Source organism: Anaerosporobacter sp., from assembly GCF_965301125.1.
The window spans coordinates 1-17,074 of record NZ_CBDLAM010000078.1; the positions used below are offsets into that span (position 1 = coordinate 1).

Annotated in this window: 13 protein-coding genes; 2 read left to right on the forward strand and 11 right to left on the reverse strand. The window is 32.8% G+C overall.

Annotated elements, in window-relative coordinates; all coding sequences use genetic code 11:
- The first annotated feature begins 198 nt into the window (after positions 1–198).
- On the forward strand, positions 199–450 hold the full coding sequence (locus ACW2QF_RS10135) for a hypothetical protein (protein ID WP_455715884.1): 252 nt from the start codon (positions 199–201) through the stop codon (positions 448–450).
- A gap of 16 nt (positions 451–466) precedes the next feature.
- Here ACW2QF_RS10135 and ACW2QF_RS10140 read toward each other — a convergent pair whose 3' ends face one another.
- Positions 467–922 carry a hypothetical protein gene (locus ACW2QF_RS10140; protein ID WP_455715885.1) on the reverse strand — a complete coding sequence of 152 codons (456 nt, stop codon included), beginning with the start codon at positions 920–922 and terminating at the stop codon, positions 467–469.
- 293 nt (positions 923–1,215) lie between these two features.
- On the opposite strand from ACW2QF_RS10140, the gene ACW2QF_RS10145 reads away from it, so the two are divergent.
- Complete coding sequence (locus ACW2QF_RS10145; RefSeq protein ID WP_455715886.1) at positions 1,216–2,634, forward strand: NCS2 family permease; 1,419 nt, start codon at positions 1,216–1,218, stop codon at positions 2,632–2,634.
- An 81-nt stretch (positions 2,635–2,715) separates the two neighbouring features.
- Here ACW2QF_RS10145 and ACW2QF_RS10150 read toward each other — a convergent pair whose 3' ends face one another.
- The 10 genes from ACW2QF_RS10150 to ACW2QF_RS10195 all read right to left on the reverse strand — a co-directional run.
- On the reverse strand, positions 2,716–3,165 hold the full coding sequence (locus ACW2QF_RS10150) for a hypothetical protein (RefSeq protein WP_455715887.1): 450 nt from the start codon (positions 3,163–3,165) through the stop codon (positions 2,716–2,718).
- 212 nt (positions 3,166–3,377) lie between these two features.
- Positions 3,378–3,839: a helix-turn-helix domain-containing protein gene (locus ACW2QF_RS10155; protein ID WP_455715888.1), complete on the reverse strand. Its 462-nt coding sequence runs from the start codon at positions 3,837–3,839 to the stop codon at positions 3,378–3,380.
- A gap of 265 nt (positions 3,840–4,104) precedes the next feature.
- Complete coding sequence (locus ACW2QF_RS10160) at positions 4,105–9,264, reverse strand: DUF5724 domain-containing protein (protein ID WP_455715889.1); 5,160 nt, start codon at positions 9,262–9,264, stop codon at positions 4,105–4,107.
- Positions 9,265–9,277: 13 nt separating this feature from the next.
- A complete protein-coding gene (locus ACW2QF_RS10165) occupies positions 9,278–9,697 on the reverse strand; it encodes a hypothetical protein (RefSeq protein WP_455715890.1) in 420 nt (139 codons plus the stop codon).
- A gap of 295 nt (positions 9,698–9,992) precedes the next feature.
- A complete protein-coding gene (locus tag ACW2QF_RS10170; RefSeq protein ID WP_455715891.1) occupies positions 9,993–11,210 on the reverse strand; it encodes a hypothetical protein in 1,218 nt (405 codons plus the stop codon).
- An 80-nt stretch (positions 11,211–11,290) separates the two neighbouring features.
- Positions 11,291–13,714 (reverse strand): transglutaminase domain-containing protein, encoded by a 2,424-nt coding sequence (locus tag ACW2QF_RS10175; protein WP_455715892.1) that lies wholly within the window; start codon positions 13,712–13,714, stop codon positions 11,291–11,293.
- 187 nt (positions 13,715–13,901) lie between these two features.
- Positions 13,902–14,348 carry a metallophosphoesterase family protein gene (locus ACW2QF_RS10180; RefSeq protein ID WP_455715893.1) on the reverse strand — a complete coding sequence of 149 codons (447 nt, stop codon included), beginning with the start codon at positions 14,346–14,348 and terminating at the stop codon, positions 13,902–13,904.
- A 156-nt stretch (positions 14,349–14,504) separates the two neighbouring features.
- Positions 14,505–15,221, reverse strand: coding sequence for a hypothetical protein (locus tag ACW2QF_RS10185; RefSeq protein WP_455715894.1), 717 nt, complete (start codon positions 15,219–15,221; stop codon positions 14,505–14,507).
- 426 nt (positions 15,222–15,647) lie between these two features.
- Positions 15,648–16,457 (reverse strand): hypothetical protein, encoded by an 810-nt coding sequence (locus ACW2QF_RS10190; protein WP_455715895.1) that lies wholly within the window; start codon positions 16,455–16,457, stop codon positions 15,648–15,650.
- Positions 16,458–16,798: 341 nt separating this feature from the next.
- The coding region (locus ACW2QF_RS10195; RefSeq protein WP_455715896.1) for a hypothetical protein at positions 16,799–17,074 on the reverse strand (276 nt) is incomplete at its 5' end.

Below are 17,074 nucleotides of genomic sequence, written 5' to 3' on the forward strand. Positions count from 1 at the left end.
TGTCAAGATTTTATAAATAAGAATCTTGATTTTTTAAATAGCAAGGAGGATTGTTGTATACTTGGGTTTGCATTTCAATAGTTAAATCCTAGTTGCCTTATTCTCTTAGCGCAAATAATTGCCATCGACTTATCATTCTGTTTACCCGCTAATCAGCAAAATGTTCTTAGCAATTTCCTATTGACGGTAGGACAATCAATGATCCTATTCAATGCACAACAGATTTATATGGAATCAGGACCTGGTAATTGCTTTAATTTAAAAAACCTTAATTCCAATAATCCCGATTGCACTCCAGATTCAAGTAAAGATTCAAATTCTAGCAAAACAACGGATAATACTTGCACTTCTAATACAGATGCAGCCTCAATTATGAATACTTATCAATCACAAATTAATCAACTAAATGCTGAAATTAAGGCTTTAAAAAGATGGATGGATGAATATTAGCTTTTAGGTGGGCTCATTAACTGGTCCCACCTAGTCTTCGTTTCTTTCTTCTATAATTCAAATATATTTCTATTAAAATACAAAGAATCCCCTCTAAAGCAACAATCTTAAGAAGTAATATCTTCGTACCACCAAGATAAAAAAGTCTTTTTGGTACATATTTGTTTGAATATAATTCTACTGTTTTCCCTACTTGACCGAATTCTTCCTTAATTAATATGTTATTATAATCAACACCTTCTAAACTATAATCGACATAAGTCCCATATTCATAATGCCTTCCACTTGAATCTTGATTTGCATCAAGAAGATCTTCCTTACTATCCACTACCTTAGTAATTTCACATTGTACCGGAATTGCATTATACCGTAAGATATAATTGCGCGCTATATTAAATGAAACAAACGAAAAACAAATAATACCTATATATAAGAACAAATGCGTAATAATATTCTTGCCTAACTTTTTCAAATCGTATTACCTCCTATTAGACATTATTACCCAAATTAGATACAATATTAGCCTATTTTACATATTATTCTTTATTATGGTTACATTTACTTGCGTCTATATCGTGTACTAATGTTATTTATAAGTATCACTTATAATTTTAATTATTTTTTAAGAAATATTAATATTATAATTGCAAATTATTTTAAAATCAGATATACTTTCTCTGTCATATTAAGAGTCACCGTGAGTGGGGACAAAGGTCAGTTGGTATTGATTAAAGACAGCTGATTTATATTTGAAGGAGGTCAATTATGGAAAGGTTTTTCAAACTCAAAGAGAACGGTACTAATATTTCTACAGAAATTCTTGCCGGTCTCACCACTTTTTTTGCCATGGCTTACATAATCATTGTTAATCCAAAGATTTTATCAGCGGCAGGTATGGAGTGGGGTGCTGTATTCTTAGCAACAATCATCTCAGCTATCATCGGTACTTTAATCATGGGCTTAGTTGCCAATGTACCTTATGCGCAGGCACCTGGTATGGGACTTAACGCATTCTTTGTTTATACTGTTTGTTTTGGTCTTGGTTTCACATGGCAACAAGCGTTATCTATGGTATTCATCTGTGGTGTTATCAACATCATCATTACAGTTACTAAAATCCGTAAATACATAATTAAGTCTATTCCTAGAAGTTTGCAAAATGCAATCGGTGGTGGTATCGGTGTATTCATCGCTTACATAGGCTTAAAGAGTGCTAATATAATAAACTTCACTAACGATACTGGTGCTGAGGTAGGACTCGGTGCTTCTATACACGGCTCTCAAATAGTACCTGAAATATCAAACTTCAAGTCAGGAGAACTAGCAACTCTTCTTGCAGTTATTGGTTTAGTAATCACTGTTGTTCTTCTTATGCTTAACGTAAAAGGTGCTATATTTATCGGTATCATCATAACAGCATTAATCGGTATTCCTATGGGACTTACTAGTATGGGTGATACTCAAAGTTTCAAAGATGCATGGGCTGCTTTACCATCAACATTTGGTGTTATATTTACAAAAGAGGGTCTCGTATCTCTGTTTAATGATCCTTCCAAACTAGCAGTTGTATTCGTAACTATTTTCTCTTTCAGTTTATCTGATACATTCGATACAATTGGAACATTCATCGGGACTGGACGCCGCAGTGGTATCTTCAGTGATGAAGATGAAAAAGCAATGGAAACAACAGCAGGTTTCAAATCTAAGATGGACAAAGCGTTATTCGCTGATGCAGTTGCAACTTCAATTGGTGCAATCGTCGGAACTTCAAACACAACTACATATGTAGAAAGTGCTGCTGGTATCGGTGCTGGTGGACGTACAGGTTTAACAAGTGTGGTTGTTGCTATCTGTTTTGCACTTAGTGCATTCTTTACTCCATTGGTTAGTGCTATTCCATCTGCTGCAACCGCTCCTGCATTAATCATTGTAGGTATCATGATGCTTTCTTCCTTCAAAGAAATTAATTGGGAAGACCTTAGTGAAGCTATTCCAGCCTTTTTCGCAGGCATCGCTATGGGACTTTTCTATAGTATATCAAACGGTATCGCAACAGGATTTATCTTCTACTGTCTCGTTAAGATCTGTAAGAAGAAAGCAAAAGAAGTTCACCCTATTCTTTGGGTAGTAACTGGTTTGTTTATCTTAAACTATGTATTACTAGCTATTACTAAGGTAGGATAATTTAACTATAAACGAAAAAAGAGATGTGCCACTGTTTCATCCAGTGTACATCTCTTTTTAGTTCTATTCACCCATTCTTGGTTACAGTATAATATCCTCCATATAATTCTCAATTATGTAATCACCAACTGCAATTCCGCTTTCAAACATAATATGTTGATCTAGCTTATCCTCTGATTCAAGATGGATATCAAATTTAGAAAGCCAGTCAGTGCATAGTTCTTCATCAATCTGTGTGATTGCTACATATCCGTGTTCTTGCGTTAACACTTTCGTACCTTCTTGTAACTCGTAAGCAGGGATCATTCCCTTATCTGTTTGTACCGGATGATACTTTGTTAATAGCAATTCTTTACTGTCCACCATTAATCGTATCACTGGTACTATCTGTAGTTCTTTCCAAATATTATCTACTCGTGCAGTGTTATTTAGCGAACGTATTCTATCACCGATCTCTATATCATTAATCTTCTTCTGACTACCGTCCGCCATAAGTAAAACCCCAAATTTCTCTTCATTCTTAATTACCATCCTAATACCTCCTATCTTATAATAGAATCCAATAGTACTACGATTGATATATTAATAACTTTACTCTTTTATTATAACACATTTTACCGCTTGTGAACTTATTTTTTATATGTTTTACACAAAAAAATATTGATTATCTTATTTTCTATAGAACTAATATACAATACATATTCGAGTCTTTGCAAATAATCCTCTCTAATCAAAACCAATAATCACTTCCCAAGGCTAAGCCCAACAATATAAGCACCAACAATCATTTCACCGAAAGAAAGTCCTATCAAAGCACCCGAGATAAAATCTTTAAAATCATTACCACCAACTACCTGTGAAAGTGCAAAAAGTGCAGTTCCCATTACGATTAACATAATTCCATATAATGACTGCTTTTGTTTCTCTAATATTTGAGTTCTTTCAATCAGATCTAGTATCTGTTTTTCATCATAAACACGAATACTATTCTTTTCATTCGTTTCACCGTCCATTAATTCAGAAACAGTAACCTCTAATTGTCTACATAGTGATTCAATAATGCTATAATCGGGCATACACTTTCCACATTCCCATTTTGAGACCGTTTTATTAGACACACCTAATTCTTCAGCTAACTGTGCTTGTGTCATATTTTTTTCTTTCCTCTTTTGAGCTATGAATTTTCCTATAACGAATTGGTCCATTTTATGTTCTCCTTTATCCTAAATATTTTACTATCATAGTCTTATATTACTGATAATGGCCATAAATTAACACCCCTTGCTAGGAGAATATCAGTAGAATCCCTGCATTGTTCGAATATTGTTTGTCTCTTCAATTACCTTTGCTTTAACTTCATAGGCAATATCTCTACTGTCTTCATAGATTTTTATAGATCATTTCTTCCATCCAGTATTATTATATTTTTCTTTATTATAGCATGACTCAAATTATAATAAAACGATTAGCTCAATTCATAATAATCTGACTTAATATATACGGATCCTTTATCTTCTTGTCTTCAGCAAATGCTATGATTTTCGACATAATCTCTGCTGTCTTAGGATCTTCATCAATGAATGGTAAGAATATCTTGCCTCTACTTTGGGAGTGAACCGGTAGCACATTAATCTGGTGACCGCCCCTCTGATGAATGACACCACTTCCTAAGTGAATACTATACATTGCTTTAGATCCCTTAATGATTGCATGATTCTTCTCAAACGTTACGTTGTTTAGCTTAAATAATTCTAGATTAAAGGCTATGATTACCTTACGCATCTCAACAGTAGAATGGCTAGTCTCAGGGTCAACACCGCCAGCATGTGCAGCACTAACTGCTAAATCCACGTCACGCATGACTTCTGAATACACGATATCTGGAACATCACTTATCTTCATAGATTCAAAGTTCTTCCTATCAAAAAAATCAACCCATTCTAATGTAGGCGCTTCAACATCACTTGGCGAATACCAATCGGCTAAAGCATATATTCTCGCAACAATATTATCCTTATAATAAATCTTCTGCAATCCTTCTTCATAATCAGCAATCCATCTTCTACCTTTGAGACATGCAGCTGCCTTCTGTGGCTGTATTTGATTTCCTGCAAACATTCGAGAAGAATACTTATCAAGTTCTTCATCTAGTTTAACATATAACTCTCTAAATACCTGCTTGAATGGTTGTTTTATTGATTTCTCTCTATATTGATCATATAGAGAGATCTGATACACATTCCATTTACCACTTAGATAAAAATCATACGGATGTGCTACTCTAACTTTCTTATCTTGTTCAAAGATATGTTCTAGCTTTCTATCCTCTAGATTCTCCTCACTTATACCTTTTAATTGTTTCAGATTATCCCCTTCAGATTCTTTGTTTTTTATTTCATACAAACCTCTTTCACCTAAAAATCCCAGCACTTCATCCGCTTTATATACCAGACGACTCACAATTGCTTGCGTTACAGGATTCTCACATAAGTTTTGTAACTCGCCAAATGTAAAATCATCTCCGTTTTCCATGGCTTGCTCGAACATCGCAACTGTACGGGAATACTGATCTTTTAACTTCTTCTGAAATTCTTTAATTTCAATAACCCTATCCTCTTTCTTTAGGGTAGATGGTATTGATTTAAGAGTTTTATCTTTCTTTTTAACAAGCAATTGTGTGTGCCCATCTTGATCAATGGAAACTTTGAATTGATAGTCTTCTACTTGACACCATTCTAAATAAGCTGCATTCGCTTTTACTAGTTCTGTCTCCATTGCTAGTGTAAGCCTTGTAACATCTGCATACCCTGCCGTTGTTGCGAGATTCTTAAGTGCCATATCCACAGCCCTAGTTTCACTTGCACGCCTTTGTGCCCCGAACTGTTTACACTCCTTTAAAAACTTCTGAAGAAATTCATAGCGATGAAGCATATCTTCCTTATTGGTGATTGGAACTAATCCATAGCTCATTAGAAGATCCTTATTTCGATTATTTAGAATCAATGTTTCTAACTGGTTTACTCCGATTTTTCCAAGAGCAGCATCTGAGTATTTTCTAGCTCTTGCATGCTTGTTACCATTTGATATGTACTTAGCTGATTGATAGAGCTTATTAAATATCTTCTCACCTAACTGATTATAAACTTCATGAAACCATGTTCCATCGAATGCACCATCATTCAACTCTTCTGTTGTAAGAGGCGTATATTTGGCTATCATAGATATCTTCTTATCATCAAATCTTTCATTCATATGTGCCATAAAATAATAACAGCCACTCTTAAATCCTTCATATCCCAGATATTCTTCAATAATACTAATCCATTGTGGTGCATACATGGCTGTTTCAATTAATCGATTTTCGTTTATGCCCGTACTTATTAGTGCACTGCCAAGTTTCTTGGCTGTATCAGATTCCATAGGATAACATACTTGTAATAAATGACTCAAACATTCTTTTTTTCCTGTACCAAATGTACCGTAATAGCACTGCCTGTCAAATATATCATTTCCCATTGCAACTAATATTGCTACTAATCTATCAATTCCATAGATCTTATTGATATATCTGATTGATTCTGAGAATACCGTTTTCGTATCTCCACGCTTTAATTCCACATCAAGTACTTTATCAATTATAGTTTTATAGAACTCTTTTCCAGCCTTATAGAAATCCTCTTTCGCGATGAACTCTTCATACATTCTTTCTAATCTATTCTTATCATATCGAGATAAGCTATCTTTCATAAATAAACTTAGTTGATCAATTGCCTCACATAAACCGATTTCTTCAAATGCAGCCTTATACACAATATCATTAGATATTAGACCTAATATATAGGCCTTAATATACCAAAACATATTTAATTTCGTATAATGATGTCTCCTGCCCCCATCTTCAGCCTTCTTATCATGAGAACTAAATCGATATCGTTGATCAATTCTATATAGGACATTAAATGATTTGATAAATTCATCTTCATTTTTCCATTCTCTTATTCGATTAAGAATTAATCTAAATCTAGGGTTGTCTACCAAAGCTATCTCATCTGGTTCTCCGGAGTAGTAATGTCCTGGTACATCATTCTTGATTGTCTTATACCATAAGGCATTCTCAGGAATATCGTTTGCTAGATATACTAAAGCATTCTCTGATACTTCATAAGGAATTTCTATTTGATACATGCTTTTCAGTATTCTAGTTATTACGTAATTTGGTTTTTGTAACAAATAAGTGTTCTTGGCATTCATACCTCCAAGTAAATCATATTCCTTGCAAAATCCTCCTAATATTTTTTCCTCATATTCAAAATACTGGCTATCATTCTCTATTTTTAAGTGTTGGGCTTCAAGCGCAATCCCCATACTTATTACCATATTATTGCTCTTAATGTTCTGTTCGTAAAACTCTCTCCATAGTTCAGGGAAGGGATAATGTTCATGTTCAGGTACATCTTTATATGTTGTTTGTAGTAATACTCTATATCCAAGAAGTACTTCTTGACCTGAGCTAGCCTTATACTCCATATCAGAATGCGCAGCGATAAACTTATCCAGTTGTATAAATATCATATAAACTGTTTCACCTGATTTATCAAAGTAATTATGTATAACGGATAAATCAGCCTTCTTAGTTGGAAGTTTTACCAACGTATCTGGTTTATAGATTCCATATCCTTTAGAATTCAATATCTCACCTGTCTTTCCACGTCCTGCTATTTCCTCAATTAAAATACTCTCCTTAGGTGTTGGACTTTCCATATGTTCCGCCAAAGTTATGAGCTGCTTAAGCGTATCTTGACTAGCATTCTTTAATTTGGCACTTACGATAAGATCAAGCCCCCCTAGTCTCATTTGTTCATTATCAGTATTCAACAATCTTTTAACACAATGAACGAGGTTTTCCTCTGTAACTTCACCTAATAGTTCCAATACATATCTTCTGATATCTTGGTGTTTATACTTTAGATAGGATTCCAATAAGATATTGTCTTCTTCCGTTCTAACAAGCTTCTTCACTAATTTGAATGCTGTATCTCTTGTGTAACTTTCCCTATTTGCAACATAATCAAATAGTGCTTTTCGTTGGACAGCCGTCTTTGGATTGTGTAGTAACATAGCTATATAACTACCACGATTTATATAATAATTACTAGGGTCAATGTTTTGTAGTTCCTCACAAAGATAATCAATCCGTCCGTTGTCATCAAGGGCATAAGCTATAATAGCCATTCGTATTACCAAGTCCGTCTTAGTCAGCACTACCTCATACCAAGGGAATATGCATGGAGCAAACACCATTTTTTTCTTTGGCATTGCTCTATAGATCTGATCCATAATAGCAAAATGCCTACTTGCTTGTTGTTCATCTTCGTATAGATAGGTAATAGGTACCGTCAGATAAGTACCCTCTTGTTGGCTAGATACTCTTCTTACATAAGTATCTGTATGTTTAAGATAAGTTGGCATAAATGCAGCAATTACTTCAAAATCCTCTGTATATTTCTCTATAATTTTTCTTGAAGTTATGGCTGTGAATTCATCATTCTTAATCTCCCTATTATAGTAGGACATTGTGAGGACCTGATTTCTTGTTCCATTATTAACATACTCCTCCATCACTTTGATTGCATCTTTTACTTCATAGCAACCAAGTGCCCATAAGCCAATCATAATATGAATAGAATCATTCGTCTGGGTAAATGCATAGGCTTGTTCCTTATTCTTAATAGCCACAAGAATATCATCAAGTATCTTAATGGATATTCTGTCCATATTCTCTTGACTACAAATACCTGTCCATACTGCAACTGCTCTCTTAACCGCAGAATATCGTATCAGATTATTATTATATATGGTATCAAGAATAGATATAAATGCTTCTATTGTTCCACAATCCGCATTTTCACATATCGCTTGTCTCACTCCCTCTTGTAATTTCGCTGCAAGAAGGAAATCACATAATAGTTGATGTAATTCCTTATCTGAGCTCTTAACAATTCCACGAATAATCTCTGTGGTAACGACTGCAGTATTATTTTCACTCATAATACAATCAACAATTGCTTGCTTCACAAGAGGATCTCCTGCATCAATTCTTGCTGCAATTATACAATCGAGATCGTAAATCGAAATTTTTTTACTATATCCATTATTTTGCTTATACTCTAATAACTCCGGTGATATCTTATTCTGAAGATAATCTGCCAAAGTACAATTAAAGATTCCAAATGCCATATAAGAAAATAATAGTCTAAATGCCTTTACTATTGATAATCTATAATCCTTGGTTCTAACAGTTCTTCTGTTATAACCATCTGTATACTGAAAGGCATTAAATTTATCGATAATATAATAATAATCGCCGCAATACTCTTTAGGAACAAATAACGCAGTGACATCATTAAATCCATTACGTATATATTTACTAAGAGTTACATTCTCTGGATATTCTTTTTCAATCTTTTTCATAGTTGGGCGTTCTTCACGATATATACTGTAATCTTTTATTTCGTCTACCAGTGCTTTCTTATCTTTTGAAAGTAATTTTATTCTTAGATTCCTCTTCTTATCCCAAGATTTCTTATATTGTTCCTCAATTGATTTTATTAACTTTCCATCATATCCCATTTTCTAATACCCCTTACCACATTCTTCCGCTTAGCATAGCTAATCTTACGAATGTTATTTCACTACCTTCTCTAATATCAATCTCATCCATTAGTTTCTCTTTTCTAATACCATCTACGAATATGGCTACAATCCCATCCTTGTAGCATTGTAGTGCATTCTCAATTGCATCTTTCGTATCTGCTTTCTTTTCACCATAATTACGTCCAAATGTAATCTTTCCAGTAATTTCTTGATTTCTAATATTCTCATCTGTCAATATTATGAGAAGGTCTTCGTTATCTTTTCTTTCATTATATTCTGTCACACAAATCTTAACCGTTTCCTCTATAAGCCCTTGCATAGTAGCTGGCTTATTAGAATAATTCATTGTTATCTTATTGATGGTATTCTTTCGCTTTGCTACACTTTTCATATGAATTGTGACATTCATAATTACTTTCTCCTTCCATGAAAATATGCTATAACTTGTTACAAAGTATTGATTTTATTATTTCTGTAAATCAGATAATCTTAGCAACTGTAATGCAAACATTTCATACCATATTATACCATAATTTGCGCTTTTAAAAACATTCTTTTCCATTTTTGTTTTGCAAAATTAGTATTAGCATACCTGAGCGTGTAACATAAAAGCAATCATTCGCTCCCTATGAAGACAAAATGATTGCTTTTTTTATCAGAACTTGATACGTATCATCAAGTTCCATATCTATTTATTCTTCGCTTTATTTTTGTATCAAATATGCATATAATGTATAATCTTGATTTTCTCCAAAATATACATATAGGACATTCTTATCTGCTACCTTGTCAATCCAGAAAGCATACAAAGGTGCATTTTCCTTTGTTAATAATTCATCAATCTCTTCTAAGTTATTAGTAGTCTCAAATTCATATTCAAGGAACATGATTGTTCCTATAGAAGATGGTAGAAACATATTTTTGTTGTAGTTTTCATCAACACCATTATTATCAATATCAGCAGAATATTCATACTTATTATCCTGACTCTTTTTTTCTGCATTTCCGTAAATTACGTAATCACTTTTTTCAAGTATCGATGGATATGTCTTTTTACTCAAAGTTTTCTTAACTTCTTCAATTCCGGTAAATGAATCTTCTTCTTGAACGATATTCATATCATAGTCTTCTACTTCCAAAGAAATGCTTTTTCCATCGGCTAGTTTACCATCATCATATAATAATAAACTATATCCATTATAATTTTTTGTATTATAATCATAATCTTTTAATACAAGATAATTTTTTCCTTCATAACTTAACACGCCAAAAGATGTTAATAGACAGCTATATGAATTGGTTAACGTATAGGTTTGATCTTCCGCTCCTTTATAAAATTCCAAATTACAAAAGCCACCTGAACCTCCTCCGAAATTCAATGCTACTATATCATCAATTCCATCATTGTCACCATCTATTTGAATTGCAGTTACGCTTCCCATAGCTACAACCTCTGTTTTTGTATGTTTCGTAAATTCTTCTGAACTTATTTCTTTTTTCGTAAGCATTGCATCAATTATAGATTCACCATCAGCAAGGTTTACTTTTTCTATTAGTAATTCTGTTAAGTCTTCAGTAATTACTTTTGTCTTAGTTACTTTTGACGCATTTACCATTTTCGCACTTGAGTAGTACTCGGTAATATCTTGTGATGTCGCTTGTTTCTTGGCAGTGAATTTTACTTGGAATAATTGCTGCACACCTACAGGTATCGTTTTGTCGGTGTCATCTTCTTGTGTTTCTTCCTGTTGGACATTTGTGTTACTGTCTTCATTGTCTGTAGGTTCTGTATTCTCTGCCACTGTATTATTCGTATTAGCTACGCTATCTGTTACATTTTCTTTGTTATTACTTTTACTACAGGCAGTAATCATCGATGCTATTAGTATAACTGCTATAATTAGCTTAATATTTTTTTTCATTGTATCAAATCCCTTCTTTTATATCTTATCATATCTTCATCACTGATTTACATATTTCATTCTAGCACGGAAACTAAGCTTTACTTTGACATATAAATTACACCAAGCCAGCAATATCCTTCAATTTTCATTCCAGTTTCATCTGCTACGGATTCCATTATCTTGTTAAAGTCTTTGTCCGTTATATCGTATTGTGTTCTTAATAAAGCTTCACCATTGTTAGAAAGTTCTTCAACTAAATTTTCTGTAATTGTATCGATATCGAAATATTTTTTATTATAACGATAATATTCATTATCTTCTTCATCACAATAATAATCATAAAGTTTTTCATCTATCACATAATCATCATCTGCAACTAATATACCATTAATGCCCATATCAGAAACATTTAATAATGCATTTCCAACTTCATCGCTATCATTGTTAGTTACGTCAACTGTTACCCACTGGTTATCAATATTAACTCGATTCCATGCATGTGGTATATTACCGTTAAGCACCCCTGTTACAACGATACTTTCTAACCCTGCCTCATCTGCAAGCACTTTAAATGCGCCTGCATAACTTGCACATACGCCTACCCCATTGATCAAAACACCATAAACGGTAAACGAATCGTTAAATTGTTTATCTTTCTTTTTAAAATTATTTGATTCTACATTTTCTAAAGCTGTATCGTCATACTCTGCATGTTCACATAAATATTGATTGATTGCAATTTCCTTTTCTATGGACGTCATATCCTCATCAATGATTTCCTTAATAATGTCTTTTGACTTTTGTATTACCTGCTGACGTTTTTCTTCTGTTTCTTTTGCAGAATCATCATATTTTACATAAAGAATTCTATCTTCTTCATTATACTTCGTTTCATCAATTCCCATTACTAGAGGATTCTGATACATTGCTTCCCGGAATGCATCAATAACAATATCCGTATCTCTGCTTTCTGTAAACACCGACAAATTAATCATTTCTTCACTTTTTAATAGGTGTATTGCAATATATTCACTTAGAGCGCTGTTGGCTGTAACTTTATTTGTTTCTATATTGGCTTCTACTTCAAGGGAGTCCTGTCCCTCTTCTGTTGTTGTTTCTTCCTTTTCTGGGGCTTTTTCAACTGTTGATTCAAAATCAATTATTTTAATATCACTATTGACATAACCGCTTTTTGCCTTTAATGATTCTTGTCTCTTTATAAGTTCTTTTAACTCTTTTTGCGCAGTAGATACATCAATATTGGCTATGTAATAATCGCGAGATAAATTAGTTCCTTGCGCAGTTCCCCGTATATATATATCATTTGATCCATCGTATTTTACCTTATTCTCATATTCTACAATACGACGTGTTATACTACCATCACACAATGTAATGGCCGCTTCGCTTGGTAATTCATTAAAACTTTCAAGATAGGTACCTACTTCATTCAAATAAGTAAGGTCTGCTAATTCGTATGGCAATTTTTTAGAATATTCATTAAGAGAAATCAAATTGCTTATAGGCGAAGCTTTAGCCTCATTAATTGCAATTACTCCAATAAACTTCTCTGACGTTCCAAAATATTCTTCATTCAATTTGTCAAATTCATTATCATATTCGTTATAATTCAAGAAATCTTCCGGTACAGAAAAATCCATGAATTCATTATTCATTGTAGAAACTTGTCCTCCAACCTCCAAATCAGATGAAGTCCATGACGTTTCTGTTGTTCTAGCAAATGCAAACGCACTAGTTAAAAATCCATCCTTATCAGACTTATCAATTGTAAATAATAAATACTCCTTTGCTCCTTCTACCTTATTCCATGAAATCTGAGCATACCCATCTTCATTACAAGAAAATGTCACTTGTGGTGCTTCTTTTATTTCTGAATCAACTTTATAAATGGTTATGATTGGCTTCTCAAGTTCTTTACCTGTCTTAGTATCACATTTTTGTAATAAATAAAATTGATTAAAATTCCCCCAATTTCCAGTATAGTCATCAAATAAATAAGTACCATTCAGGTCATTAATGGAAATATCTGAACCTATACTTTTCTCTATCTCAGCAAGTCCAAAGTATGGTGGTGAAATTGTAAGAACTTTTGTTTCTTCATCATAACTATATGCACAATCTATTCCAAATTCATATTTCATCTGATCATCTTCATAAAAGCTAAAATATTCACTCAAAGCAAAAACTCCATCACTTCCATAAGGATCGAATTCTAATGTCAGTTGTATATCTTCCTCTCGATCTACGTGAATGATTGAATCTGCATAATCATATTCAACCTCCCCATATTTTTCTCTAAGAGATGATAGTAACTTAGTATCGTTTGCGTTTTCCTCCTCATCTATAGTGTCTTTAACGTTTCCTTCTGTCTCTGTTCTAGCATTAAGTGCAGTCTTATCATCTCGTAAATCTTCCTTTATCTGTTTTCCACAACTGGTTAATACAAAAACTGCTGATAATGATATGCAAATTATTCTACTTAATCGTTTTTTTAGTTTCATTTTCCTACTCCGCCCTGACTTATTTAATCTAACTTGCTGAAATATTACTTTTTATTACATATATATTTAATTATACATTATCTCGTATTTTATAAGCTTAGGTATTATTTACTATTTTCTTTGCTATGGTTCTGTTTATTAAGATCTAACTCCATGAATGAACTTTCCAAGCTTTTTCTTTACTATATTAAATTGTAATCTTTTCTATATGAAATGTACTATTATCTATCGTCATACGTGCCATGGTAATCTCTAGATCAAACCGACGCTTACCACAGCTTCCTGGATTAAACATTCTAACACCAGCCACTTCTTTGTCATCATATTTGTGGGAATGTCCATATACTATGAGATCCACATCTGATAAATCTTTCGGGATGTCCTTCTTATTGTGTACTATAAATATGCGTACTTCTTCTATAGTTATCATCAATGATATAGGTAGCTCACTTGCCCATTCTTTGTCATTGTTGCCTCGTACGATGTAAAGTGGTGCGTAACTTTGCATTTCATCAACTATGTCTTGGCTATTGATATCACCTGCATGAATAATGATGTCCGAGTCTTTTAGTTGTTGTTTTACTTCGTCACGGAGTAGTCCGTGGGTGTCTGATAGAATCGCTATCGTTGTCATTGTTATTCTCCTTCTTTCCTCATTCCCAGTTGGTTCCATATGTTTTTTCTGCTAATCAGATAAGTTTTAACTAATCTCTAGTTATCCTATATTTTAGCACAAAAAAGCAATATTATTTGCCCCCACTACTACATCACTGCAACCGTATTCCCTTCTTTACCTTTTCTTGTATTCATTTAATTTTTCATAGAGTACATCTCTTAATGTTTTATATTCTTTTGGTGTGTTTCCATAAATACCTGCTGTAGAAACTATTGTACCATCATTAAACTCAACTCCAAATTGCCAGAGACATTCCTCTCCTCCTTCTCCCCTATATCCATTATACTCATAATCCCACTCACCTATATTTGCTTCCTCAAGTTCTTTTATTATTTCTTCCTTCATCTCTGGTGTTAATTCAATAACTTTATCTGCATATCTAATATCATCATATATTCCAGCATTATCTGGGTTATAGTATAATTTACTCTTTTCAAAATCAATAACACAAGAATATCCTCCATCTCCTATATTATAGGAATCAACTAAATAATGAATGGAATCTATATTTGGCAACTCTCCTTCATATTCTTTTGCAGCAAGTATATACGTAAAGTCGATTGTTCCGTATTCTTCTTTTATTTTTATTTCCTCTTCCATCTCTTTTAAAGACAATTTTAAATAATTTGTGACATCTGTAGGGTTAATTAATTCATCTTTTATAATTATTAAATCTCCTTCTGTTATTTTGAAATATGAAATAATATCTTCAACTGGTATCTCCTCTAGGTCTTCCTCTGTAACTCCAAACATTTCCATTAACAATTCTTTTGTTGCTAACTTATCCTCTTCTCCTTCTTGTTGATTCGTACTTATTCCTCCTATACTCACTTTTTCTTCCTCCCTAGGCTTTTTACTTGAACAAGCTGAAAATAATATACTCGTTAGTATTACACTAAATATTAAAGACAAAATCTTTTTTTCATACTTAATCATTTCCTTTCGTTAATAAAATACTGATTTCCTCCAGCTTTATTAATGCCTCTGGAAAATACTTTTTTCATTCTCTTAATGCCTCTTGTAATTTCATATACTTCTATTAGATTGTATGGTTTAATAAGTACAACTCACTTTCCTGTAATGCTTCTTTCGTGTCAATATATTAGTTTATCACTTATTAGACGAATTAATATTATGTCTAGTTCCATTTAACACAACCATTTTGGGCAGGTATTTCACTCAGATTCGTTGTATTACTCAAATCCCTATATTAGAATAGGAATGCCAAAAACTCTAGCATTCCCTTCTTTATCATTTCTAGTATTCATTTAATTTTTCATACAGTTCATCTCTTAACGTTATATATTCTTTTGGTGAATTTCCATATAGCCCCCTGTTAGAAACAATTGTCCCATCATTAAACTCTACTCCAAATTTCCAAAAACATTCCTCTCCACCTTTTCCTCTATATCCATCATACTCATAATCCCACTCCTCTAGCTTTGCATCTTCTATTTCTTTTATTATTTCTTCTTTCAACTCTGGTGTTAAATCAATAACTTTTTCTGCATATCGAATATCTCTATATGCACTTGCAGTATTTGGTTCATAGTATACTTTATTTTTTTCAAAGTCAATAACACAAGAATATCCTCCCTCTCCTATGTTATAGGAATCAACTAAATAATGAATGGAATCTATATTTGGAAATTCTCCTTCCTGTTCTTTTGCACCAAGTATATACGTAAAGTCGATTGTTCCGTATTCTTTTTCTATTTGTTTTTCTTCTTCCATTGACTTTTGTAAGAGTTTCAAATTTGTTATAATAGATGCGTTTTCTTTCATATCTTCTTTAATTTCATTTAAATTTTTTACAGTAATTTTAAAATAATATAGAATCTCATCAACAGGTATCCCATCTAGGTCTTCCTCCGTAATAAGAAATAAATCAATTAAGTACTCTTTTGTTGCAAGCGTCCCATTATCTTCGTTTATATCCATTTCTTTTACCTCCTCTTTTTTTACCTCCTCTTTTTTCCCTTCTTCTTGTTTTTTCACAGTACAAGCAGTCAATAATACGATTAAAAACACAACACCTATTAATATACATATAATTTTTCTTTTCATATCTACTTATGTCCTTTCGCTAATGAAATAGGGATATCCTCCATCTTTATTATTAGCTCTGAGAAATATTGTATAATTCTTTTATTACATCTTGCAATTTCATATACTTCTATTAGATTGTTTGGATTAATATGTACAACTCACTTTCCTGTAATGCTTCTTTCGTGTCAATTAATAGTTTATCACTTATTAGACGAATTAATATTATGTCTAGTTCCATTTAACGCAACCATTTCAGCCCGTCATTTCGGCCCAGTATTTCACTCTTATCGTTGCATTCCACAAAACCCTATATCTGAAAAGGAATGCCAAAAACTTTAGCATTCCCCTCTTTACTTTTTCTAGTATTCATTTAATTTTTCATACAGTTCATCTCTTAACGTTTTATACTCTTTTGGTGTGGTTCCATAATTACCAACGGTAGACATTATTGTACCATCATTAAATTCTACTCCAAATTCCCAAAAACATTCCTCACTTCCTTCTCCCCTATATTCATCGTACTCATACTCCCACTTTTCAAGATTTGCTTCTTCAAGTTCTTGTATTATTTCTTCTTTCATCTCCGGTGTTAAATCAATAACTTTTTCTGCATATCGAATATCATCATATATTCC

Coding starts and splice junctions, on each gene's coding strand:
- ACW2QF_RS10135 (WP_455715884.1), top strand. CDS start 199: ATGATCCTATTCAATGCACAACAGATTTATATGGAATCAGGACCTGGT.
- ACW2QF_RS10145 (WP_455715886.1), top strand. CDS start 1,216: ATGGAAAGGTTTTTCAAACTCAAAGAGAACGGTACTAATATTTCTACA.
- ACW2QF_RS10150 (WP_455715887.1), bottom strand. CDS start 3,165: ATGGTAATTAAGAATGAAGAGAAATTTGGGGTTTTACTTATGGCGGAC.
- ACW2QF_RS10155 (WP_455715888.1), bottom strand. CDS start 3,839: ATGGACCAATTCGTTATAGGAAAATTCATAGCTCAAAAGAGGAAAGAA.
- ACW2QF_RS10160 (WP_455715889.1), bottom strand. CDS start 9,264: ATGGGATATGATGGAAAGTTAATAAAATCAATTGAGGAACAATATAAG.
- ACW2QF_RS10165 (WP_455715890.1), bottom strand. CDS start 9,697: ATGAATGTCACAATTCATATGAAAAGTGTAGCAAAGCGAAAGAATACC.
- ACW2QF_RS10170 (WP_455715891.1), bottom strand. CDS start 11,210: ATGAAAAAAAATATTAAGCTAATTATAGCAGTTATACTAATAGCATCG.
- ACW2QF_RS10175 (WP_455715892.1), bottom strand. CDS start 13,714: ATGAAACTAAAAAAACGATTAAGTAGAATAATTTGCATATCATTATCA.
- ACW2QF_RS10180 (WP_455715893.1), bottom strand. CDS start 14,348: ATGACAACGATAGCGATTCTATCAGACACCCACGGACTACTCCGTGAC.
- ACW2QF_RS10190 (WP_455715895.1), bottom strand. CDS start 16,457: ATGAAAAGAAAAATTATATGTATATTAATAGGTGTTGTGTTTTTAATC.